The sequence below is a fragment of the Kitasatospora sp. NPDC005751 genome, assembly GCF_040630835.1.
GTDB lineage: Bacteria > Actinomycetota > Actinomycetes > Streptomycetales > Streptomycetaceae > Kitasatospora.
The window spans coordinates 252,938-275,843 of the sequence record NZ_JBEXYC010000002.1; the positions used below are offsets into that span (position 1 = coordinate 252,938).

Annotated in this window: 19 protein-coding genes and 1 riboswitch; of the genes, 7 read left to right on the top strand and 12 right to left on the bottom strand. The window is 73.6% G+C overall.

Annotated features, from left to right (window positions below; translation table 11 throughout):
* Positions 1 to 12: 12 nt before the first annotated feature.
* The 4 genes from ABZ497_RS03805 to ABZ497_RS03820 form a co-directional block, all read right to left on the bottom strand.
* Entirely contained in the window at positions 13 to 1,464 is a 1,452-nt protein-coding gene (locus tag ABZ497_RS03805) for a glycosyltransferase family 2 protein (RefSeq protein WP_329489538.1), read from the bottom strand.
* Between the two features lie 71 nt (positions 1,465 to 1,535).
* A complete protein-coding gene (locus ABZ497_RS03810) occupies positions 1,536 to 2,354 on the bottom strand; it encodes a hypothetical protein (protein WP_359803226.1) in 819 nt (272 codons plus the stop codon).
* A gap of 149 nt (positions 2,355 to 2,503) precedes the next feature.
* Positions 2,504 to 3,967: a glycosyl hydrolase gene (locus ABZ497_RS03815; protein ID WP_359803227.1), complete on the bottom strand. Its 1,464-nt coding sequence runs from the start codon at positions 3,965 to 3,967 to the stop codon at positions 2,504 to 2,506.
* 169 nt (positions 3,968 to 4,136) lie between these two features.
* Positions 4,137 to 5,417: a hypothetical protein gene (locus ABZ497_RS03820; protein WP_359803229.1), complete on the bottom strand. Its 1,281-nt coding sequence runs from the start codon at positions 5,415 to 5,417 to the stop codon at positions 4,137 to 4,139.
* Between the two features lie 370 nt (positions 5,418 to 5,787).
* A riboswitch (cobalamin riboswitch) is annotated at positions 5,788 to 5,928 on the top strand.
* A gap of 188 nt (positions 5,929 to 6,116) precedes the next feature.
* Between ABZ497_RS03820 and ABZ497_RS03825 the strand changes: the two genes are divergently transcribed.
* The 3 genes from ABZ497_RS03825 (at position 6,117) to ABZ497_RS03835 (ending at position 10,810) form a co-directional block, all read left to right on the top strand.
* Positions 6,117 to 8,522: a ribonucleoside-diphosphate reductase subunit alpha gene (locus tag ABZ497_RS03825; protein ID WP_352293134.1), complete on the top strand. Its 2,406-nt coding sequence runs from the start codon at positions 6,117 to 6,119 to the stop codon at positions 8,520 to 8,522.
* Between the two features lie 35 nt (positions 8,523 to 8,557).
* Positions 8,558 to 9,553: a ribonucleotide-diphosphate reductase subunit beta gene (locus tag ABZ497_RS03830; RefSeq protein WP_329492241.1), complete on the top strand. Its 996-nt coding sequence runs from the start codon at positions 8,558 to 8,560 to the stop codon at positions 9,551 to 9,553.
* A gap of 195 nt (positions 9,554 to 9,748) precedes the next feature.
* The gene (locus ABZ497_RS03835; RefSeq protein ID WP_359803231.1) at positions 9,749 to 10,810 is read left to right on the top strand and encodes a ferritin-like protein; all 1,062 of its coding nucleotides are present in this window, start codon (positions 9,749 to 9,751) and stop codon (positions 10,808 to 10,810) included.
* Positions 10,811 to 10,860: 50 nt separating this feature from the next.
* On the opposite strand, the gene def is transcribed toward ABZ497_RS03835, so the two are convergent.
* The 8 genes from def to ABZ497_RS03875 form a co-directional block, all read right to left on the bottom strand.
* Positions 10,861 to 11,502 carry a peptide deformylase gene (gene def / locus ABZ497_RS03840; RefSeq protein ID WP_352293088.1) on the bottom strand — a complete coding sequence of 214 codons (642 nt, stop codon included), beginning with the start codon at positions 11,500 to 11,502 and terminating at the stop codon, positions 10,861 to 10,863.
* Between the two features lie 62 nt (positions 11,503 to 11,564).
* Positions 11,565 to 12,554, bottom strand: coding sequence for a hypothetical protein (locus tag ABZ497_RS03845; protein ID WP_329489532.1), 990 nt, complete (start codon positions 12,552 to 12,554; stop codon positions 11,565 to 11,567).
* A 247-nt stretch (positions 12,555 to 12,801) separates the two neighbouring features.
* Positions 12,802 to 14,103, bottom strand: coding sequence for an HD domain-containing protein (locus tag ABZ497_RS03850; RefSeq protein WP_352293086.1), 1,302 nt, complete (start codon positions 14,101 to 14,103; stop codon positions 12,802 to 12,804).
* Positions 14,100 to 15,533 (bottom strand): HD-GYP domain-containing protein, encoded by a 1,434-nt coding sequence (locus ABZ497_RS03855; RefSeq protein WP_359803234.1) that lies wholly within the window; start codon positions 15,531 to 15,533, stop codon positions 14,100 to 14,102. Before ABZ497_RS03855 ends, ABZ497_RS03850 begins: the two co-directional genes overlap by 4 nt.
* 306 nt (positions 15,534 to 15,839) lie before the next feature.
* Positions 15,840 to 16,244 carry a mycothiol system anti-sigma-R factor gene (gene rsrA, locus ABZ497_RS03860; RefSeq protein WP_329489529.1) on the bottom strand — a complete coding sequence of 135 codons (405 nt, stop codon included), beginning with the start codon at positions 16,242 to 16,244 and terminating at the stop codon, positions 15,840 to 15,842.
* Positions 16,241 to 17,140 (bottom strand): sigma-70 family RNA polymerase sigma factor, encoded by a 900-nt coding sequence (locus tag ABZ497_RS03865; RefSeq protein ID WP_329489528.1) that lies wholly within the window; start codon positions 17,138 to 17,140, stop codon positions 16,241 to 16,243. The genes rsrA and ABZ497_RS03865 overlap by 4 nt, the downstream gene beginning before the upstream one ends.
* Before the next feature lie 131 nt (positions 17,141 to 17,271).
* Positions 17,272 to 17,907: an alpha/beta family hydrolase gene (locus tag ABZ497_RS03870; protein WP_359803236.1), complete on the bottom strand. Its 636-nt coding sequence runs from the start codon at positions 17,905 to 17,907 to the stop codon at positions 17,272 to 17,274.
* Between the two features lie 67 nt (positions 17,908 to 17,974).
* Positions 17,975 to 18,727, bottom strand: coding sequence for an SOS response-associated peptidase (locus ABZ497_RS03875; RefSeq protein WP_329489526.1), 753 nt, complete (start codon positions 18,725 to 18,727; stop codon positions 17,975 to 17,977).
* Positions 18,728 to 18,881: 154 nt separating this feature from the next.
* On the opposite strand from ABZ497_RS03875, the gene ABZ497_RS03880 reads away from it, so the two are divergent.
* The 4 genes from ABZ497_RS03880 (at position 18,882) to ABZ497_RS03895 (ending at position 22,534) form a co-directional block, all read left to right on the top strand.
* On the top strand, positions 18,882 to 19,598 hold the full coding sequence (locus ABZ497_RS03880) for a M50 family metallopeptidase (RefSeq protein ID WP_352293079.1): 717 nt from the start codon (positions 18,882 to 18,884) through the stop codon (positions 19,596 to 19,598).
* A 90-nt stretch (positions 19,599 to 19,688) separates the two neighbouring features.
* Complete coding sequence (gene aroA / locus ABZ497_RS03885; RefSeq protein ID WP_352293076.1) at positions 19,689 to 21,020, top strand: 3-phosphoshikimate 1-carboxyvinyltransferase; 1,332 nt, start codon at positions 19,689 to 19,691, stop codon at positions 21,018 to 21,020.
* Between the two features lie 16 nt (positions 21,021 to 21,036).
* The gene (gene rsgA, locus ABZ497_RS03890; RefSeq protein WP_329489523.1) at positions 21,037 to 22,092 is read left to right on the top strand and encodes a ribosome small subunit-dependent GTPase A; all 1,056 of its coding nucleotides are present in this window, start codon (positions 21,037 to 21,039) and stop codon (positions 22,090 to 22,092) included.
* A 118-nt stretch (positions 22,093 to 22,210) separates the two neighbouring features.
* A complete protein-coding gene (locus ABZ497_RS03895; protein ID WP_329489522.1) occupies positions 22,211 to 22,534 on the top strand; it encodes a multidrug efflux SMR transporter in 324 nt (107 codons plus the stop codon).
* Positions 22,535 to 22,906 lie beyond the last annotated feature (372 nt).

A 22,906-nucleotide genomic window follows, 5' to 3' on the forward strand; every position in this document is an offset into this window, starting at 1 on the left:
CCTGGTCGCCGGTCAGGCCGGCTTGGCGATGACGACGAACTTGTTCTCCTCGCGGCGCAGGAACTTGATCAGTCCCCGCATCCCGCCCCAGCCCTCCAGCAGGGAGAACAGCGGGATGGCCGCCACCACCGCCATCGGCTCCCACCACTTGCGCCGGTGGTCGGCCGAGCCCACCACGTTCAGGCGCAGGCCCTCCCAGTACGTCCAGATCACGTAGGCGAAGTTGATCGACCAGATCAGCACCACCGACTGGGTCACCGGCGAGGTGTTCATCGTCCCGGTGAACCAGGCGATCAGCAGCACCAGGCCGACGTGCTGGAGCGGTCCGAGCACCCAGCTGACCATGCCCATCCCGATGAACAGCCGGAACCGCAGCGGGATGCTCTTGTTGAAGCAGAGCGCCACCAGGCCCCAGGCCCAGCGCTCGCGCTGCTTGAGGAAGTCCTTGAGGCCGGCCGGCGAGGCGCCGTAGCAGCGGCCGTTGAACCAGTCGCTGCGGCCGGGGTAGCGCACGCAGAAGTTGAGCGCCATCTGGGCGTCCTCGACGATGGTGTCGGGGCCGAAGTCCCAGCCGATGGTGGCCTCCACCGAGGAGCGCACCAGCAGCAGTTCGCCGTGCACGCCGGCGATCGGCGTCCCGGTCCCGGTCATCGCGCGGAAGCGGGCGATGTCGTCGGCCGGGCGGATCGCGTCGGCGAGCCAGGTGAAGGTGGAGACGGCGTTCTCCCGGGGGTACGTCAGGATCCCCTGGGCCATGTGCTTGGCGTCGTCCCCGGCCCGGCGCTGCCGGTTGATGAACTGGGCCACCGCGGCGGCGGTGTCCGGCCCGACCCCGGTGTCGTCGTCCATGTGCAGCACCCAGACGTCGTCCTCGGCCTCGCCCTCCTCGATCCGCAGCTCGTGCGAGTAGTGGTTGGCGCGGGCCTTGAACTTGGTTCCGTTGGGCGTCTGGTAGGCCTTCGGGACGGTCACCACCCGGATCAGCGGGTTGCGGGCGGCCAGCTCGTCGATCTTCTCGCCGGCCGCGCAGCCCTCCTCGGTGAGGATGTCCACCCGCATCCACGGGAAGTAGGCGGGCAGGTGGTCGACGTACGACAGCACCGAGCGCTCCAGCGCCGGGTAGGTGTCGTGCCGGCCGATGGTCGGCACCAGGACGATCAGGTAGTCGTCGTCGACCGGCACCGCCGGGGTCATCCGGTTCGCCTTGCGCAGCCGGCGGCGGACCATCAGCACACCCTGGAAGCCGATCAGCACGCCGAAGACCGGCATGCCCCAGAGGATCGTGATCGCCCAGCCGAGCGGGGTCGGGTTGGGCACGTACGCCCAGAGCGAGAAGCCGAAGATGATCACGAACGAGAGGTAGAACGGGACGATGCGCGGCTTCCACGACATCTGCCGGTCGGCGAGCCGAGCGGCCTCGCGGGACGTGGTGAGTACCGTCCGCGCGGGTGCTGGTGCTGTCATGGCGAAAGTCGTTCCTCGTCTGTTGCGTCTGTCCGTTCACCCCGCCGGTCCGGGCCGGCGGGTCCTGCTCGCTACCCCGGGTAGGGCGGCGTCCCCGGGGCCGGCGGAACCGGTCCGGGCGTCACCGGCGGGGCCGGCCACGAGTGCTGGGGCTGCGGGGGCTGCGGCGGGACGGCGGCCGGCGGTGGGGTCCAGCCGGGTTGCGTCCGGTCGTGCGGGGGGTGCGGAGCCTGCTGGGGCTGCGGGGGCTGCGGAACCTGCTGGGGCTGCGGCCAGGCCTGCGCGGGCTGCTGGGGCTGGGTCGGCGGGTGGCCGGGAGCCTGGTCCTGCGGCAGGGTCTGCAGCAGCGACCAGTGCAGTTGGCCGGGCTGCTGCCCCGACTGCTGGGCGGGCAGCGGCTGGAACGGCGAGGGCTGCCCGGCGGCCGCCCACGGGCCCGGCGCCGGCGCCCAGCGGGATCCGGTCCGGCGCAGCGAGACGACCAGCAGCACCGCCAGCGTCGCGGTGACGGCCACCCCGAGCCCGAAGGTCGCCAGCTTCAGCCAGCCCTCGGTGGTGCCGGTGAACCACCGGCGCTGCGGGGCGTCCAGCAGCGCGCCGGTCAGGCTGCGCACCCGGTTGTAGCCCTCGACCAGCGCCACGCCGACCACCACGCCGCGTGCCCAGTCCCGCCCGCGCAGCAGCAGGATGCCGGAGGTCAGGTACAGCACCGCGAAGTTGAGGCTGCCGGTCTCGGCGCCCACCGAGGAGCCGCCGTAGTAGAAGACGCCCTTGGCGAAGGTGGCGAAGCCGACCTGCCAGAAGCAGTTGTAGACCGCCCAGCCGAGCATCACCGCCCCCCAGGCCACCGCGAGGCCACCGGCCGGACGGTCAGGACGCGCCTGTGTCATCTCCCGTACCCCCGCCCCTGCCGGGCGCACCCGGCTTCAACCCGTTCGATTCCGGGCCACAGGATGCCACACGCGCGAACGGACCAGGAATTCCCCCGGTTCAGGAGGGTGCGGACGTGTTGTCGATCTCACGGACGAGACCGGCCGGTTCACCGGACGTGCAGACCGCTCCAGTCGACGTCCGCGCCGAACGGGCCGGAGCCGCCGGTGAGCGCCAGGCCGTTGCCGTAGGTGGCCTTGACGTCGGCGTTGGAGTTGCGGGGCTGGTCCGGGGTCAGGTTGTCCGCCGTCAGCGACTGACCCCAGACCGTCCAGATCGTCCACGGGGTCCGCCGCAGGGTGTCCGGCTGGCGGGAGTTGACCGGCGCGGCGAAGGACTCGGCCAGGATCCGCGGCTTGCCGTAGCCGGCCAGGCCGTCGTAGTAGCGCTTGGTCCACACCTCGCCGGTGCCGATCGGGTGCGCCGGGCTGCCGCTGTAGTCGTCCACCCCGACCACGTCGACGTACCGCGCGCCCGGGTAGTAGTCCCACGGATCGACGCCCGGGGCGCCGTCCCAGGAGACCGGCGTCCAGGCGAACAGCAGGTTGTGCAGGCCCCTGGTCTCCACCAGGTAGTGGTAGGTGATCCGCCAGAGCGCCTGGTAGTCGGCGGGTTTGCGGCCCGACCACCAGAAGCCGCGGGCGCAGTCGGCCGCGTTCATCTCGTGGTACGGCCGCAGCAGCACCGGCACGTCGTGGGCCGCCAGGTACTCCAGGTGGTCCGCCAGGAAGGAGAGGTCCGTCAGCAGCGCGCGGTACTCGGGGGTGTCGCCGGCGCTGTCGACGACCCGGCCGAACCAGCCCGGGTCCTTCGCGCCGGGCGAGGCCGAGCAGAGCACCCGGTCGAAGGACTTCACGTCCGAGCCCGGGTACGGCTCGTGGAAGGACATCCCGACCAGTCCGGCCGGGCCGCCGCCGTTGTCGGGCAGCTCGGTGCTGGTGCCGTCGCAGTTCTTCTGGGTGCCCGACGCCCCGTAGGTGCCGTCGTCCGGGCGCGGGTGGCCGGACCAGACGGCGGTCATCAGGTCGACGGCGTCGTCGGTGTACTGCCAGCCGACCGCGCAGGCCGGCCAGCGGCCCGCCGAGTAGGAGCGCGGGTTGCCGACGCCCCAGCCGGTCTGGCCGTAGCCGGGGCCGAGGTCGGTCTCGACGAAGCCGGGCAGCCGGCCGGTGATGTCGGCGGCCTTCTTGTAGTAGTAGCCGACCGGCTTGGTCCCCCGGTAGTCCCCGTACTCGGGGTTGTAGAGCTCGTTGTGCGCCTCGACGTGCTGGCCGATCACCGTCCCGCCGGAGCGGCCGGCGCGGGCCGCGCTCTCCAGGTCGGCGAGGAACTGCTGGACGGCCCGCGCGTTGGGCGAGGCCTGCGGGTCGCGGGCCAGCAGCTCGCGGCCGACCTCCGGCGCCAGGGTGCGCCCGGCGCCGCCCAGGGTGAGCGTGCTGCGGGCGGGCGCGTCCCGGCGGTCGCCGTCGGCCCGGCCGTCCTGGCCGGCCAGCACCACCGCGCCGGCGGCGAGCAGCGCGCCGGCCGCGGCCAGCACGGCCGGTTTGGCACGCAGCGCGCGGGGCAGGGCCACGGACACTCCTCCGGATGCTCACCGGCACCGGCCTGCGCCGTCACAACCGGAACACGTGTACGACTGACAGGCGGTGAGCCTGCCACATCCCCCGGGGCCGGGGCGAGCGGACCCGCCGGGCGCGAACCGGGGCGGGCCCGGCCGGAACCGGGCCGAACCGGGCGGACCGTCAGCCTGCCGGGGTGGCGGCCGGTGCGCCGCCCGCCGCCTTGGTGCGCTGGAGGAGCTGGTTCTTCACGTGCTCGTCGAAGCCCGCGGCGGCCGCGGTCGCGGCGGCGTCCGCGGTGTTGCCGCCCTTGGCGGAGCCCTCGACGGTGAAGAAGCCGTACCGGCCCAGGGTGCCCTTGGTGTTGGTGCAGCCGGGGGTGGTGCAGAACGCCGGCGAGCCGGGGGCCGCGGCGCCCTTGAGGTGGCCGACGTAGTTCTTCACCGCGGTCTCGGCCTGCTGCTTGTGGTCGAAGACCGCGACGCCGACCGTCACCGCGCTGTCGCCGGAGACGTAGGTGGCCCGGAGCACCTGGCGGCAGCCCTGGTCACCGAGGACCTTGCCGAGGCCGCCGACCGTGGAGTTGCCGTCCCAGCAGGGCGAGTCGAGCGAGACCACGGTGCGGTTCCAGGTGGCGCCGTTGACCGTCACGGTGAGCGCCGAGAAGAGCGCCGCCGCGTCCTGCGGAGCCGGGTCGGTGGTCGCCTCCCAGAGCGGCTTCGACGGGTCCTCGGGCGTGGCGCTCGGGGTGGCCGTCGGGGACGCCTTGCCGGACGCCGTGGGCGCCGGCGGCTGGGTGGCCGCCGTGGCGGCGCCGGTGGGATCCGCGACCGGCTTCTTGTCGTCGCCCTTGTTCAGGAACAGCAGGCCGCCGGCGACCAGGCCGCCGACCACCAGGAGGGCGACCACGCCGCCGATGATCCGCGTCCGGCCCTTGCGCTTGGCCTCCGCCTCGTTCCGGTCCGCGAGGGCGGCCCAGTCCGGCTCGGCGTGCTGCGGCACGGGCTGGGGGTGCTGGGGCTGCGGCTGCCACTGGTGCTGCTGCGGCTGCGGCTGCGGCTGCGGCTGCGGCTGGACATGCTGCTGGTGCACCGGGGGCTGGGGCTGCGGCTGCACCGGCGCCGGCTGCTGCGGGACCGGCTGCTGCTGCGGGACCGGCTGCGGCACGGGCGGCTGGACCTGCTGCGGCGGCTGCGGCACGGACGGCACCGGCGGCTGGACCGGCTGCGGCGCGGGCACCGGCGGCCCGTACGAGGCGGGCGGCGGACCGAACCCGCCCGGGGCCGGCGGCACCGGCTGCGGCACGCCGGGGTACGGCGCGGGCGGCGGGCCCTGCGGCGGCTGTCCGGGCGTGCCCGGCTGCTGGTTCTGCGCGCCACCCGGCCCGGCGGGAGGGTGCGGCTGCTGCCCCGGCGAGCCGGGTCGGCCGCTCCACTCCCCAGGCGTGCCCGTTCCGTCGCTCATGCGCCCCCCTCACTGCCTTCGGCGGCCGCTCCGCGAATCACGTCGGTGTCGACGACCCGCTGGCTCCGCTCCCTCATGAGCCGAGATCGTAGGGCATGCCCCTGACGGCGGGCCTGCCCGGTGGCCGATCCGTTTCCGAATCCGAACACCGGCCGGGCCCCGGGCACTCCCGGCGACGCCCTGCGCCGCGGTCCGCGAAGGCCCTGGAACGACCCTGCGGCGGCCCCCGGCGCCGGCCCCCGCGGCGGGCGGCCGGGGGCCGGCCGCAGCCCCGGAACGGCCCCGGAACAGCCCGGGAAAGGCCTCTCGCCGGTACCACCTGCGATCACGTCGACACGCGACGCCGCACAACATGTGGGGTCGCATCGAGCGGACACCACTAGATGTATGCTCATCCCTGCTGTCGACGCAGGGGAACCCGGTGCGAGTCCGGGACTGCCCCGCAGCGGTGTGCGGGCGGCTCCGACAGAGCCCGCGAGTCCGAATACCTGCCGACGGCGTGCCGCCTGGCCTCCCCGCAGAGGCCTTTCGCACCAGCACCACTTCCGGGCCTCGCGGGCGGGCCGGGGATGCCACCGTCGCGCGCCGCCTCCGGGCCGGCGCGCCGTGCTCCCCTGCCCCGAACGGTCCGGCCCGAGCCACCGCCGACGCCGATCGCCGCCAGGAGAGAGCGCCTTGACCACCGCTGCCTCAGTCACCCTGCCCGCCCAGGGTTCCAGCTCCGCCCCCGTCGACCCGACGGTGTCCGACCCCGGTGGCGCACTGCTCCGGCTGCTGACCGACCGCAGCGCCGACCTCCCCCAGGTGGACCCCGGCCATGTCGCCGCCGCCGCGCTGCGCGGCCGCCACGCCGGCTCGGACTTCGCCGAGCTGCGCGGGCTGGCCGTGGACGCCGCAGCGTCGATGATCGCCGAGGACCCGCAGTACTCGAAGCTGGCCGCGCGACTGCTCGCGCTGGAGATCGTCGACGAGGCGGTGAGCCAGGGTTCGGTCACCTTCTCGGACTCGATCGCGGTCGGCCACGCCGAGGGCCTGATCGGCGACTCCACCGCCGACTTCGTCGCCAAGCACGCCACCGCCCTGAACGCGCTGATCGACCCCGAGGGCGACGGCCGCTTCGAGTACTTCGGCCTGCGCACCGTGCAGTCCCGGTACCTGCTGCGCCACCCGATCACCCGCAAGGTCGTCGAGACCCCGCAGCAGTTCCTGCTCCGCGTCGCCTGTGGTCTGGCGGTCGGCGACAACGAGCAGTCGGTGCGCGAGGTCTCCGAGCTGTACGGCCTGATGAGCCGGCTGGAGTACCTGACCTCCTCGCCGACGCTCTTCAACTCCGGCACCAAGCACCCGCAGATGTCGAGCTGCTACCTGCTGGACTCGCCGCTGGACAACCTGGACTCGATCTACTCCCGGTACGCCCAGATCGCCCGCCTCTCCAAGCACGCCGGCGGCATCGGCCTGTCCTACTCGCGGATCCGCTCGCGCGGCAGCCTGATCCGGGGCACCAACGGCAAGTCCAACGGCATCGTCCCGTTCCTGCGCACCCTCGACTCCTCGGTCGCCGCGGTCAACCAGGGCGGCCGCCGCAAGGGCGCGGCCTGCGTCTACCTGGAGACCTGGCACGCGGACATCGAGGAGTTCCTGGAGCTGCGCGACAACACCGGTGAGGAGGCGCGCCGCACCCACAACCTCAACCTGGCGCACTGGATCCCGGACGAGTTCATGCGCCGCGTCAACGCGAACGCCGACTGGTCGCTGTTCTCCCCCGCCGACGTGCCCGAGCTGGTCGACCTCTGGGGCGCCGAGTTCGACGAGGCGTACCTGAAGGCCGAGCAGGCCGGCAAGGCCGTCCGCACCATCCCGGCGCAGACCCTCTACTCCCGGATGATGCGCACCCTGGCGCAGACCGGCAACGGCTGGATGACCTTCAAGGACGCCTCCAACCGCGCCGCCAACCAGACCGCGCTGCCCGGCCGCACGGTGCACAGCTCCAACCTCTGCACCGAGATCCTGGAGGTCACGGACGACTCCGAGACCGCCGTCTGCAACCTCGGCTCGGTCAACCTCGGCGCCCACGTCGCCCCCGGCGCCACCGCCGCCGACCTGCTGAACGCGATGGACTGGGACCGCCTGGACGCCACCGTCCGCACCGCCGTCACCTTCCTCGACCGCGTGGTGGACATCAACTTCTACCCGACCCCCGAGGCCGGCGCGTCCAACTCGCGCTGGCGCCCGGTCGGCCTCGGCGTGATGGGCCTCCAGGACGTCTTCTTCCAGCTCCGCCTGGACTTCGACTCCGCCGAGGCGAAGGCCCTCTCCACCCTCATCGCCGAGCGCATCATGCTCACCGCGTACGAGCGTTCCGCCGATCTGGCCGAGCAGCTGGGCCGCCACGAGGCCTACGGCGAGACCCGCGCCGCCCGCGGCGAGCTGCACATCGACCACTTCGGTTCGGCCGCGCCGCACTGGGCCGGCCGCTGGGAGGCGCTGCGCGCCCGGATCGCCGAGACCGGTCTGCGCAACTCGCTGCTGCTCGCCATCGCCCCCACCGCCACGATCGCCTCGATCGCCGGTGTGTACGAGTGCATCGAGCCGCAGGTCTCCAACCTGTTCAAGCGCGAGACCCTCTCCGGCGAGTTCCTCCAGGTCAACCCGTACCTGGTGCGCGAGCTGAAGGAGCTCGGCGTCTGGGACCAGCAGACCCGGGACGCGCTGCGCGACGCCAACGGCTCCGTCCAGGACCTCAACTGGCTGCCCGCCGAGGTCCGTTCGCTGTACCGCACGGCCTGGGAGCTGCCCCAGCGCGCGCTGATCGACCTGGCCGCCGCCCGGATGCCGTACATCGACCAGAGCCAGTCGCTGAACCTCTTCATGGCGGCGCCCACCATCGGCAAGCTGAGCTCGATGTACGCGTACGCGTGGAAGGTCGGTCTGAAGACCACCTACTACCTGCGGTCGCGGCCCGCCACCCGGATCGCCCAGGCCGCCTCGGGCACCGCCCGCGCCGCCGCGCCGGTGCCGGTGGCGTCCCCGACCCTCAGCCCGGAGGAGGAGGCCGCGCTGGCCTGCTCCCTGGAGAACCCCGAGTCCTGCGAGGCCTGCCAGTGAGCACCACCCCCGAAGCCCGTCCCGACCGCGAGAAGATGCTGCTCGACCCCGGCTTCGAGCTGACCCTGCGGCCGATGCGGTACCCGTCGTTCTACGACCGCTACCGGGACGCGATCAAGAACACCTGGACCGTCGAGGAGGTGGACCTGCACTCCGACGTCGCCGACCTCGCCAAGCTGAGCGACGGCGAGCGGCACATGATCGGCCGGCTGGTCGCCTTCTTCGCCACCGGTGACTCGATCGTCTCCAACAACGTGGTGCTGAGCCTCTACAAGCACATCAACTCCCCCGAGGCCCGGCTCTACCTGTCCCGGCAGCTGTTCGAGGAGGCCGTGCACGTCCAGTTCTACCTGACGCTGCTCGACACCTACCTGCCCGATCCCGAGGACCGCAACGCGGCCTTCGCCGCGGTGGAGAACATCCCCTCCATCCACCAGAAGGCCCAGTTCTGCTTCAAGTACATGAACGCGGTCGACCACATCGACTCGTTGCGGAGCAAGGACGACCGCCGCGCGTTCCTCCTCAACCTGATCTGCTTCGCGGCCTGCGTCGAGGGCCTGTTCTTCTACGGCGCCTTCGCGTACGTGTACTGGTTCCGCAGCCGCGGCCTGCTGCACGGCCTCGCCACCGGCACCAACTGGGTGTTCCGGGACGAGTCCATGCACATGGACTTCGCGATGTCGGTGGTGGACACCGTCCGCGAGGAGGAGCCCGACCTCTTCGACGAGAAGATGGCCCAGCAGGTCACCGAGATGCTGGAGGAGGCCGTCGAGGCCGAGCTCCAGTTCGCCCGTGACCTCTGCGGCGAGGGCCTGCCGGGCATGAACACCGAGTCCATGCGCGAGTACCTGCAGGCGGTGGCCGACCAGCGGCTCGCCCGCCTCGGCCTGCCGATCCGCTACGGCTCCACCAACCCCTTCGGGTTCATGGAGCTGCAGAACGTCCAGGAGCTGACCAACTTCTTCGAGCGCCGGGTCTCCGCGTACCAGGTCGCCGTCGAGGGCTCGGTCTCCTTCGACGACGACTTCTAGGCCCGCCCGGCCCGCCCGGTCCCGCTCCTCCGGGGGCCCGGCCAACAGCCGCCGCCCCGCCCGGTGTTCGCACCGGGCGGGGCGGCGTCGTTCGCTCGTCCGAATGAAACCGCCGGGCCCCACCGGAACGGCACGCATACGGACGGTGCCGTCCCCCGCTACGGTCCGGCCACAGCCGAACGAAAGGGGCCCACCGTGCCGACCGGAATCCTCGACTACCGGAGCGACGCCATCGTCCAGCTCATGAGCATGGCGGAGGAGGACTGGACGGAGCAGGAACTCAAGGACGCGCTCCAGCGGGCGATCATGCTGGAGCTGTCCACGATCCCGCCCTACGCCACCGCGCTCTGGTCGATCACCGACCCCGACAGCTCCAAGCCGGTGCGCCACACCATCCGCGAGATCGTCTTCGACGAGATGTCGCACTTCGGCCTGGTCTGCAACATGCTCACCAGCATCGGCGGCACGGTCGTCCTCACCGACCCGCTCACCGTCCCCAAGTACCCCGGTGAGCTCCCCGGCGGCGTCAACCCCGGCCTGGAGGTCTACCTGAGCGGGCTGACCCGCGATTCGGCGGGCCTGTTCGCCGACATCGAGAAGCCCGAGCACCCGCTCGCCTTCGCCGCCGACGGCAACACCATCGGCGCCTTCTACCAGCGGATCGCGAACGTCTTCCCCACCTTCGCCCACCTGCTCACCGGGCAGCGGCAGGTGAGCTTCCCGCTCGGGTCGAGCCACGGCGCCGGCAACGACATCGTCCCGATGAACACCATCGACGACGTGCTGGCCGCCATCCACGTCATCCAGTCGCAGGGCGAGGGCACGGACGCCTCGCCGGAGAACCCCTTCCCCGGCGCCCCGGGCGAACTCGCCCACTACTACGCCTTCAAGGAGATCGCCGAAGGCCGCAAGCTCGTCCTCGACGAGGGGACGAAGAAGTACGGGTTCACCGGCCCGGAGGTCCCGCTGCCGGACGCCTCCCCGGTCGCCCGGGTCCCCCTGGGCGGCTGGGCCAACAGCCCCGGCAACGAGCCCGACCAGCCCACCGCCACCCTCCTGGCGACCTTCAACCAGCACTACAGCGACATGCTGTACGCCCTCGAAGGCGCCTGGGGCGACGCCGGCCCCGATTCGATCGGCCCGGCGATCGGGCAGATGGGCCAGATGCGCCGGACCGCCCAGCAGATCAACGGCGTCAAGCTGCCCGCCGCCCCCCGCTTCACGTACGGCCCGGAGTGGCTGTTCGTGCCGCGGTAGGCACCCGCGCGGAAGGGCCGGTGCGCGTGCACCGGCCCTTCCGTGACACGTCAGCCGTTCGACACCGTCGCGTACCGCGGCGTGCCCTCGGCCATCTGCCGCAGCGCGTCCTTGCGGTCCCGCTTCGACAGCTTGTCGATGTAGAGGAACCCGTACAGGTGGTCGGTCTCGTGCTGCAGGCAGCGGGCGAAGAAGCCGGTGCCCTCGACCCGGATCGGGTTGCCGTCCTTGTCCTGGCCGGTCACCGCGGCGTAGTCCGGCCGGGGCAGCTCGGCGTACGCGGTCGGCACCGACAGGCAGCCCTCGTTGCCGTCGTCCAGCACCCGCTTGCTGCCGGCCGGCAGCTCCTCCAGGACGGGGTTGATGACGTGGCCGATGTGGCGCACACCCTCGTCGTCCGGGCAGTCGTAGACGAACACCTTGAGGTCCACGCCGATCTGGTTGGCCGCCAGGCCCACGCCCTCGGCCGCGTACATCGACTGGAACATGTCGTCGATCAGCCCCGACAGCTCGCCGTCGAAGGCCGTGACGGTCTTGACCTCCCGGTGCAGCACCGGGTTGCCGTAGACGGTGATCGGACGCGCGGTGCCCTTCGAGAGGTCCGGCTCCTCGCCGACCACCTTCACCGGCTGGGCCTCACCCTGCGCGGGCTCGTGGTCGTGGTCGTGCTGGTGGTCGTGCTGCTCCGCCATCGCTGTGTGTCTTCCGCTTCCCTGGATCGTCTGGCCGTACCGACCAAGGGTAAGCGGACCGCTCAGCAGACCTCTTCGAGATCCCGGTACGCGCGGGTACCGGGGGCCGCCGCCACCCAGCGGTCCAGCAGCGTACGCACCAGCAGCGCCGGAGCCGCGATCCCGCACTCCCGCTCCACCAGCCAGGACATCCCGCCGGCGCCCTGGCTCAGATGGCTCAGGTGCCCCGGGTGGGCCGCGTCCCCGTCGTCGTGCGGGTCGTGGTGCGCGGTGTGCCCGTCGTCGGAGGCCATCCGGCTCTCCGAACACGCCCGACAGAGCAGCCGCACCGACGACGTCCAGTCCTCCGCCGCGTACCCCGCGTCCGCGACCAGCCGCTCCAGGGCGTCCCGGTCCGCCGCGGTGGCGGCCTGCAGCAGCACCACGTAGGTCGGCACCGGGGAGGGCGCCCACAGCTCGATCTCGTCGAACACCGGGTACGCCACCCCGTCGGTCACCCGCTCGCCGTGCGGGGCGCCGTCGTGCAGCACCACCTCGCCCCAGCGGCGGCCCGACGAAGGCAGCGGGATGGACAGCACCTCGATGCGCGCGGGATCCAGCCGGCGCCCCCAGACCACCTCGGACTCGCCGTCCGGCGACAGCCGCACCGGCGTCGTCCCCAGGTCCAGGCTGACCGGGCCGTCCGGGTGGGCCCCGGCCCCGCCCGGCAGCCGCAGCCCGTACGCCTGCCAGGCCCGCCGCGCCAGCGGCCAGTCCTGCAGCGCCGTCGCCGTGATCCCCAGGTTCCACCAGTCGGGGGCGCCCTGCTCGCGGTCCAGCAGCGCCACCGCCCGCAGGCCGGCCGCCCGCGCCTGCTCCCAGTCCCGCCGGAACTTGTGCAACAGCGCGAGGTTGAACCAGGAGTCCGACAGCCACGGCTCCAGATCGGCCGCCATCACCAGCAGGGCGCCCGCGTCCTCGTAGCGGCCGTCGCCGATCAGCGTGAAAGCCCGATCGGTCGTCTGCCGCCAGGTGGCGGACGGCCGGTGCCGTGCCCGGTGGAAGATCCTCACGTTCGTCCCTGCCGTCGTCGTCCGCTCAAGTCCCGTGTCCGCTCCCGCTGCCACGGGCCCGGTGCCCCGGGTCGGTGTTCCACGCTACGACCGCATCCAACCACGCCCGCCGTCGCCCGCGCTCCCCGCAGCCGGGGTTCCGGCCGCTCCCGGCCCCACCCCTACCCAGCCTGCCCGCCCCGACGCCCCGCCTCAACCCCAACCCCTGAACAGCGCCCGCCGCCCCCACCCGCCGCGCGCCCCTCCCCTACCCCCGCACCCTCACCAGCGCGTCCACGACCCGTCCGTCGTAGATCCGGCCCCGCCCCAGCCGCAGCACCTCCAGCACCTCCAGCCGCCCCACCACCTCCTCCACCCCGCGCCCGCGCGCCGCCGTCAGCAGGTCGTCGTGCGCGTTCGCCACCCGGATGATCCGGGCCGCCAGCGGCACCGCCCGCTCGTCCGGGTCGGGCCGCCCGGGCCAGGGATCGGCCAGCCGGGCGACCTGCTCGGCGACCTGCCGCGGCACCCCCGTCCGCCGGATCACCTCGCTGCCCAGCCGGGCGATCCGCTGCTGCTCCTCCTCCGGGAGCAGCGCCGTCGCCCCGTCCGGCACCGGCTCGACCAGCGACAGCTGCCCGATGTCGTGCATCAGCGCGGCGTACTCCAGCAGGGCGAGCTCGCGGGTGCTCAGCCCCAGCTCGCGGCCGACCGCGCACGCCGTGTCGGCGACCCGGCGGGCGTGGCCGTACGGGGTGTAGCCGGCCACCTCGGTGGCCTTGGCCAGGCTGGCGATGGTCTGCCCGGTGGTGGCCCGGACGGCGGCGGCCCGCCGGAACGACACCTGCGCCAGCAGCAGGGGCGCGCAGAACAGCGGGAGCGCCCAGAGCCCGACCTCGCCCGCCGCCAGGCTGACCAGCATCCCGGTGGCGGCGATCGCCGAGCCGATCCCGAACAGCGACCGCAGCTCGTCCTCCAGCGCCGCCGGGAACCGCAGCCCGCTCCGGGCCCGCCGCAGCACCGCCGCCAGGGTGGCGTCGCAGAGCGCGGCCAGCGCCGCCACCACCGTGAGGAACACCCCGTAGGCGGGGCCGTCCGCCGAGAACCGGTCGACCACTCCGCTGTTGTAGAGCGGCTGGAAGATCGCGGCCGCGAACCCGGCCCCGAGCAGCCGCCGGGCGGCGCCGTCGAGCCGGGCCCGGTCCCGCCACGGCGCTCGCCGCGGCCGCCGGGCCCCGCGGGGCAGCGCCACCGCCGGGAGCAGCGCCAGCAGTAGCCCCGCGCCGGTCACCGCGACCGCCTGGAGCACGCCGTGCGCGGTGGGCAGCCCGCGCAGCGGCCCCAGCAGGGCGTACGCCAGCGCACCGGCGGCACCGATCGGTGCCTGCTCGCGATCGCCCGGAAGAGTGATCCGGACGCACTCGCCGAGCGCGATCAGCACGGTGAACGCCAGCGCCACCCCGGGCTCGGCCATCCCGCGCACCGCCACCGCGCCGAACGAGAACGCCAGCAGCACGACGGCCGCGGCGTGCACCGCGGCCACCCCGCCGGCCGGCGGGCGGGCGCTCACGACGGTCCGGCCGTCGGCACGGTGCCGCCCTGGGCGGGCACCCGGCCCGGGCCCGGCCGCACCGGTTCGGGCACGCCCAGCGGGATGTCGGGCACCGCCCGGATGCAGTCGTCGTCGGGGGGCAGCACCGGCTGCCAGTCGTGCACGGCGAGCGCGTCGACCAGCGCCCGCACCATCACCGGGTCGAACTGGCTGCCCGAGCAGCGCTCCAGCTCGGCCACCGCCTCGGTGACCGGCCGGCCGCGCCGGTAGGACCGGGTGGAGGTCATCGAGTCGAAGGCGTCGGCGACCGAGATGATCCGGGCGAACTCGGGGATCTGCTCGCCCGCCAGCCCGCTCGGGTAGCCCCGGCCGTCCATCCGCTCGTGGTGGTGCAGGATCCCGGCGTGCGCCTCGCCGAGGAAGACGATGCCGCGCACCAGCTCGTAGCCGTGCACCGGGTGCACCTCGACGGCCCGCCGCTCGGCCTCGTCGAGGGGACCGTTCCTGCGCAGCAGCTCGGTGGCCACGCCGAGCTTGCCGACGTCGTGCAGGATGCCCGCGAACCGGAGGGTACGCAGCCGCTCGGCCTCCATGCCCAGCTGACCGGCGATCAGCACCGCGGCCTTGCCCACGCGTTCGCTGTGCCCCCGGGTGTAGGAGTCCTTGATCTCCACGGCCTGCACCAGCGCCTGGACGGTGGCCTGGTGGGCGTCCCGCTCGCGGTGGCCCTGGGCGAACACCCAGGCCGAGATGGAGAGCGGCAGCAGGGCCAGCAGCGCCGCGAAGGCCCCGTACGGGCCCTGCCAGAGCACCGCGACCATCAGCCCGCCGGCCGCGTGCACCAGCACCGGCAGCCCGAACGCGGCGACCGGGCCGAGCAGCAGGACACTCGCCCGCCGGCCCTCGGCCAGCACCAGCATGCCGCCCACCAGCACCCCGTTGGCCAGGCAGAACGCGGCCAGCGCGGCGGCCCCGGGGAGCAGCGCGGCCGGGAAGCGGGAGCCGAGCAGCAGCTGCGGTCCGGCGAGCAGGTGGAAGACCGCCGAGGCGGCGAAGGCGGAGAGGGCGAGCTGGGCGCCGTTCCACACCTGGCGCCGGCGGCAGTCCGGCTCGGTGTTGCCGAACAGTGCGATCGGCACCGCGACCAGGGCGGCGGCGGCCGGGGCGAGCATCAGCACCCCGGCGAACAGCACCGGGAAGAAGGCGTTGGCCAGGGGCCGGGCCGGTGGCCGGGAGGGCAGCGGCGGCCGGCCCAGCAGGGCCCGGAGCAGCCGTCGGCAGGGGGTGGGCTGGCCCTGCGCCAGCGATTCCCAGCAGCCGTGCAGAAAGGCCAGCAGGCCGACCTTGGGCCAGTCCACCGGAGCGCCGAGCCAGCGTGGCACGGCGGCCGGGACGGGCCCCGGCAGCAGGGGCAGCAGGCAGCAGAGCGCCGCCACCGGGACGGCCACGAGGTAGCACACCGCGCCCGTCGGCAGGTCCGTTCCTCCACTGTCGGTAGCGATCTCGACCTCCCCGCCGTCCTGGCCCGCTCCGCGCTCAGCGCACCGGGCTACCGGCGGTGAGCGTCCGTCAGGAGGATAGGCCGCCGTTCCGGCGTCGGGGCGCATGATCGCGGAATGCCGCAGTTGGCGCACCACCAACTCACTCGAACGAGTGAGGGCGCCCGCAAGCAGAGACGGAGCGACCCCCGGAGCGCACGCTCCGGGGGTCGCCTGGTCCTCGGGTGGACGGCCCGCCGTGGGACGGCGGCGTGCTCACTCCGCCGGAGCGCCCGCCTCGACCGGCGTACCGGGCCTGGCCGCCGCCTCGGCGGAGGCCTTCGCGGGCGGCCGGCCCTGCTCGCTGTCGCCGTGCGCCTCGGCCGCGGCGTCCACGGCGACCACCACCGCCTCGCCGGAGCGCTGCCCGGCCCGGATCGAGTCGATCCTGGCCAGCACCTTGCCCCGCAGGTCGGCCGGGGTGTCGTCGCAGCCGCAGCACCGCTTGATCAGCGCCTTGATGGCCTGCTCCAGGCCGTACTTCTCCAAGCAGGGCGAGCACTCCTCGAAGTGCACCCGCAGCTTGTCGTAGTCGCCCTCGGCCATCTCGTTGTCGAGGAATTCGTAGAGGTGGTCGAGGACCTCGCCACACTCGGTGTCGTGCGGATCGCCGCAGCTCATGAGCCCGAGCCCTTCGCTTCCTGCCCTGCCCCGCTGCCGGCCGGGACCAGCCCGCGCTCACGGGCGTAGTCCTCCAGCATGCCGCGCAGCTGACGGCGGCCGCGGTGCAGCCGGGACATCACCGTACCGATGGGAGTACCCATGATGTCCGCGATCTCCTTGTACGCAAAGCCCTCGACGTCCGCGAGATAGACGGCGATGCGGAACTCCTCCGGGATGGCCTGGAGGGCGTCCTTCACATCGCTGTCCGGGAGGTGGTCGAGCGCCTGGGTCTCGGCCGAGCGCAGACCCGTCGACATGTGCGACTCGGCCCGGGCCAGCTGCCAGTCCTCGATCTCCTCGGCGGCGGTCCGCTGGGGCTCCCGCTGCTTCTTGCGGTACGAGTTGATGAACGTGTTGGTGAGGATGCGGTACAGCCAGGCCTTGAGGTTGGTGCCCTCGCGGAACTGGTGGAACGACGCGTACGCCTTCGCGAACGCCTCCTGGAGGAGGTCCTCCGCATCGGCCGGATTGCGGGTCATCCGCAGCGCGGCGGAGTACATCGGATCCAGGTAGCCCAGGGCGTCGCGCTCGAAGCGCTCCCGCCGGGCCGCCTCGCTCTCCGCCGCGGACACCCGGAAGGTGTCCTCACCGATCGCCTCGGCCAGCTCCTCACCGGTGAGCGCCTCGCCCGCGGGCAGGCTCTCCTCCGGGCCCCGGCCCGGCTCGGCCTCGTGCTCGGTCCCGACGACCGGACCCACCTCCTCGGCATGGCCGCCCACAGCGGGCCGCCCCGAAATGGAGGATATCGGGCTGACGGGCTTCTCGCCCGCGGCAATCCACTCCGACCAGGAAGGGGTGAAGGCCGCGGAGGCCTCGCGCTCCTCCGGCCGCTCGGGGCACGCGATCGAACCCATCTGTGCTGCCTTCCGTCCGGGACTCAAGCTGACGAGGGTGTCAACCATGCCGAGGGCGCCCGCATTCCCGGCCCCCGGCAGGTTTTCACCCGCACGGGTGAGCGGTTCGCGACCGTGCGTTCCCGGGCGGCTCAGAGCAGCCCGAGCACCCAGTCGCCGACCGCCCCGGTGATCAGCTCCAGCACCTCGTCCTGCCCGGTGGGCGCCCGCTTCGGCACCTCGAAGCCGTGGCTGCCGTAGGGCACCGGCACCATCCGGTGCCCGGCCGGCAGCGCCGGGAACTCGGCCGGCCCGCCGAACGGATCCGCCACGCTCTGCACCACCAGCGTCGGCAGCCCCGACTCCAGCAGCTCCGCGGCCCGGCTCTTCTCCGGCTTGCCCGGCGGGTGCAGCGGGAACGCCAGCGCCACCACCCCGGCCGCGCCGGTGGCGGCGCCCGTCCGGCAGGCCACCCGGGCCCCGGCGCTGCGCCCGCCGACGACCAGCGGCACCCCCTGCCCGGCGAGGCGCTCGGCGACCGGCGTCCACCCGGTGTCCAGCGTCCTGGGCGCCGGCCCCAGCCGCTTCCCGGCCACCCGCCAGGGCTGCTCGACCAGTGCCACCGTGATCCCGCGCGGCGGCAGCGCCGCGGCCAGCGCCACCAGGTCGCGCGCGCCGATCCCGCCGCCGGCGCCGTGGCCGAGCGCGAGCAGCGCCTTCGGCGCGGCCGCCGGGTGGTAACTGATCCGGGCGTCCCCGGCGGGGGTGGGGACGAGTTCCTGCGTCACGGCGTGGACTCCAGTGCTCGGAGAGCGGTGCCGACGAGGCGCGCCGGCGGGAAGCGGTGCTCAGAATTCAGAAGAGGGTGGTCTCGTGCTCGGCCTCGACCCACGGCCGGGTCAGCTCGGGACCGTTGTTGCGGATGCTGCCGACCGCCGGCGAGACCGGCGTGGCCAGCAGCGCGCCGGGCGGCGGCGGGACCAGCAGCGGGCGTATCGCGTCCGGGTCCACCAGGCCCGGGTCCAGCCAGTCGTCGTAGGACTCCCGGTCCAGGAAGAGCGGCATCCGCTCGTGGATCGGGGCCAGCAGCTCCTCCGCCTCGGTGGTGACGACGGTGAAGGTCACCAGCCAGGCCTCCGGGTGGTCCGCGGGCACCGCCCGGTTGCGCCAGAACTCGTACAGCCCGGCCAGCGCCAGCGGGCCGCCGTCGGCCCGGGAGACGAAGAACGGCTTCTTCCGGGGCTTGCCGCGCTCGCCCGGCAGGGTCTGCCACTCGTAGTAGCCGTCGACCGGCAGGATGCACCGCCGGGAGGCGAGGGCCTGCCGGTACGAGGGCTTCTCGTGCACCGTGTCCGAGCGGGCGTTGATCATCTTCACCGCGGTCTCGGGCGACTTCGCCCACTGCGGCACCAGGCCCCAGCGCAGCACCCGCAACTGCCGGACCGGGGCCGGCTCACCCCTGCGCTGCCGTTCCAGCACCACGAAGGCGCGCTCGGTCGGCGCGACGTTCCAACTGGGTGCCAGCGTCTCGACCGGGTCCCACTGCTGGACGCCGAAGAGCTCGACGAGGTCCTCGGGCCGGAGGCTGGAGGCGAAGCGACCGCACATGCCGTCAGCTTGCCACGACCGCCGCTCTCAGCACTTCCTCATCCCGAAGTGCGAACCGCGGCCTCCCGCCCGGCCGTCCCCGCATGGGAGGCTGCCACCCGGGCCGGCCGACCGCGGCCGCCCCGGACCGGGCCGGACGAGAACGGGAGCGGGCATGGACGCACAGAGCATCGGCGAGGTGTGGGACCGCGTCACCGGCACCCAGCCCGCCCCGCCGGGCTGGCTCACCCTGGCCACCGGCGCCGCCGCCCTGCTCCTGGTGGCGGCCCGCCCGCTCTGGCGGTTCGCCCGCAACGCGATCACCATCGCCCACGAGGGCGGACACGGCCTGGCCGCCCTGGCCACCCGCCGCAAGCTCGCGGGCATCCGGCTGCACTCGGACACCTCCGGCCTCACCCTCTCCTACGGCCGCCCCACCGGGCCGGGCATGGTGCTCACCGCCGCCGCCGGCTACTGCGCCCCCGCCCTGCTCGGCCTCGGCTGCGCCGCACTGCTCGCGGCCGACCGGATCACCCTGCTGCTCTGGCTCGCGATAGCCCTGCTGCTGGCCCTGCTGGTCCGGATCCGCAACGCCTTCGGCTTCCTCACCGTGCTGCTCGCCGGCGCCGCCTTCTTCCTGGTCTCCTGGTTCGGCAGCACCGACGTCCAGGCCGGCTTCGCCTGCCTCGGCAGCTGGTTCCTGCTGCTCGGCGCCGTCCGCCCGGTCCTGGAGCTGCAGCACCAGCGCCGGCGCGGCCAGGGCGGGGACTCCGACGCCGACCAGCTCGCCCGGCTCACCGGCGTTCCCGGGCTCGCCTGGGTGTTCCTCTTCCTGGTCACCGCGCTGGCCTGCCTGGGTCTCGGCGCGAGCTGGCTGCTGTCCCCGCTGTGAGCCGCGGGGCCGACGGTGCCCCGCCGGCCGGCCCGTCCCGCCATCCGGCCGCGGAGCGGACAGTTCCCGTACGGCCCCTAAACTTGCCCCATGACCGAGACCCTGTGGCCCGCCCCCGTCGCGACCACCCCCGTTGACGCCACCGTCACCATCCCCGGCTCCAAGTCGGTCACCAACCGGGCTCTGGTGCTGGCCGCCCTCTCCACCGAACCCGGCTGGGTGCGGCGCCCGCTGCGCAGCCGCGACTCCCAGCTGATGGCCGACGGCCTGCGGGCGCTCGGGGTCGGCATCGAGGAGCAGGTCAACAACGACTCCGGCGGCCTCGGCGGCGGGGAGGCCTGGCGGGTCATCCCGGCCCCCGCACTGCGCGGCCCGGCCTCCGTGGACGTCGGCAACGCGGGCACGGTCATGCGCTTCCTCCCCCCGCTCGCCGTCCTCGCCGACGGCCCGGTGCACTTCGACGGCGACCCGCGCAGCTACGAGCGCCCCCAGCACGGCGTGATCAACGCCCTGCGCGCGCTCGGCGCCCGGATCGACGACGGCGGCCGCGGCGCCTTCCCGCTCACCGTGCACGGCACCGGCGCGCTGGACGGCGGCGTGGTGGAGCTGGACGCCTCCTCCTCCTCGCAGTTCGTCTCCGCCCTGCTGCTCTCCGGCGCCCGGTACAACCAGGGCGTCGAGGTCCGCCACGTCGGCGGACCGGTCCCCTCGCTGCCGCACATCCGGATGACGGTCGAGATGCTGCGGCTGGCCGGCGCCCAGGTGGACGCCCCGGAGGACGGCGGCGAGAAGGACGTCTGGCGGGTCACCCCCGGCGCCCTGCTCGGCCGCGACATGGTGGTCGAGCCGGACCTCTCCAACGCGGCGCCGTTCTTCGCCGCCGCCCTGGTCACCGGCGGTCGGGTGACCGTCCGCGACTGGCCGAAGCACACCACCCAGCCCGGCGACCAGCTGCGCGACATCTACACCCGGATGGGCGGCGTCTGCGAGTTCACCGACGAGGGCCTGCAGTTCACCGGCACCGGCCGGATCCACGGCATCGAGGCGGACCTGCACGACGTCGGCGAGCTCACCCCGGTGATCGCCGCCGTCGCCGCGCTCGCCGACTCCGAGTCCCACCTGTACGGCATCGCACACCTGCGGATGCACGAGACGGACCGGCTGGCCGCGCTGGCCAAGGAGATCAACGACCTCGGCGGCGACGTCACCGAGACCGAGGACGGCCTGCGGATCCGCCCGCGCGCGCTGCGCGGCGGCGTGTTCCACACCTACGAGGACCACCGCCTGGCCACCGCGGCCGCGGTGATCGGGCTGGCCGTCGAGGGGGTCCAGGTGGAGAACGTGGCCACCACCGCCAAGACCTTGCCGGACTTCCCGAGGATGTGGGACGAGTTGCTCGGCGGAGCAGTGGTGGGCGGCTGAGCGGGAGACTGGGCACATGCGCCGCTACGGCAAGGACGCCGACGAGGACGACATCCGCAACCGCCCCGCCCGCCGGGGCTCCCGGCCGCGGACCCGGATCCGGCCCAAACACGACGACGCGGCCGAGGCGATGGTGCTCACCGTCGACCGCGGCCGGCTGACCTGCCTGCTGGACGTCGGAACGAAGCAGGAGCGCGAGATCGTCGCCATGAAGGCCCGTGAGCTGGGCCGCAAGGGCGTCGTCGTCGGCGACATCGTCAACATCGTCGGCGACCTCTCGGGGGACGCCGACACCCTGGCCCGGATCGTCCGGGTCGAGGAGCGCACCTCGGTGCTGCGCCGGACCGCGGACGACGACGACCCGTTCGAGCGGATCGTCGTCGCCAACGCCCAGCAGTTGGCCATCGTCACCGCGCTGGCCGACCCGGAGCCCCGGCCCCGGCTGATCGACCGCTGCCTGGTGGCCGCGTACGACGCCGGCATGGAGCCGCTGCTGGTGCTCACCAAGTCCGACCTGGCCCCGGCCGAGCCGCTGCTGGAGTCCTACGCCCCGCTCGGCATCAACTACGTGGTGACCCGGCGGGACGAGCTGGCCACCGAGGGCGCCGAGGCGGTCCGGGCGCACCTGCGCGGCCGCTCGACGGTGTTCATCGGCCACTCCGGCGTCGGCAAGACCACCCTGGTCAACGCCCTGGTGCCGCTCCACCAGCGGACCACCGGGGTGGTCAACGCGGTGACCGGTCGCGGCCGGCACACCACCGTGTCGGCGCTGGCGCTGCGGCTGCCGCCGCCCCCGGGCGCCAAGCCGGGCTCGAAGAAGGCGCTCGACCCGGGCTGGGTGATCGACACCCCGGGGTTCCGCTCCTTCGGCCTCTCGCACATCGACCCGTCCCGGGTCATCCACGCCTTCCCCGACCTGGAGCCCGGCACCGTCGACTGCCCGCGCGCGTGCAGCCACGACGAACCGGACTGCGCGCTGGACGCCTGGGTCGCGGACGGCCACGCGGAGCAGGCCCGGCTGTACTCGTTGCGCCGTCTGCTGGCGAGCAAGGAGACCCGCGAGGGCGACTGACGGCGCGGCCCCGGCCGTTTTCGCCGCGTTCGAGGTGTCGGAGCGGGCCAGCCTGGTGATCATAGGAAAGTCGGGCCGGATCACGGCCCGGCCCGTCGATCGACAGGGAGAGCACGCGATGGCATGGGCCCTGGTGATCCTGGCCGGCCTCCTGGAGACCGGCTTCGCGATCAACCTCAAGCTCAGCGAAGGCTTCACCAAGCTCTGGCCCACCATCAGCTTCTGCGTCTTCGCCCTCAGCAGCTTCGGCCTGCTCACCCTCTCCCTGAAGAGCCTGCCGGTCGGTCCGGCGTACGCGGTCTGGACCGGCATCGGCGCGGCCGGCACCGCGATCTACGGCATGCTCTTCCTGGACGAGACCACCTCGGTGCTCAAGCTGGTCTCGATCTCCCTGGTCATCGCCGGGGTGATCGGCCTCCAACTCAGCGGCACGGCGCACTGATCCGTCGCCCGCTCGCCTCCGGGGCGCTTGATCCGGTGCCGACGGTCGGCGCTCCAACGCCCTCGTACCTCGGTCGTCCTCGCTTCTCCCTTTCGGCACCGGCGCGCCCCTTCGGCTCGGGGCGGGTCGGGTGGGTGGCGGGGGCTACCGAAGGCCGGCGCCGGTGGGCCACCCGGCTCGGGCCGCGGGGCGGGACCGGTGGTAGCGAGGGCCACGGGAGGGCGGCACCGGCGGGCCACTCGGCTCCGGGGCGGGACCGGTGGGTGGCGGGGGCTACGGGAGGGCGGCACCGGCGGGCCACTCGGCTCCGGGGCGGGACCGGTGGGTGGCGGGGGCTACGGGAGGGCGGCACCGGCGGGCCACTCGGCTCCG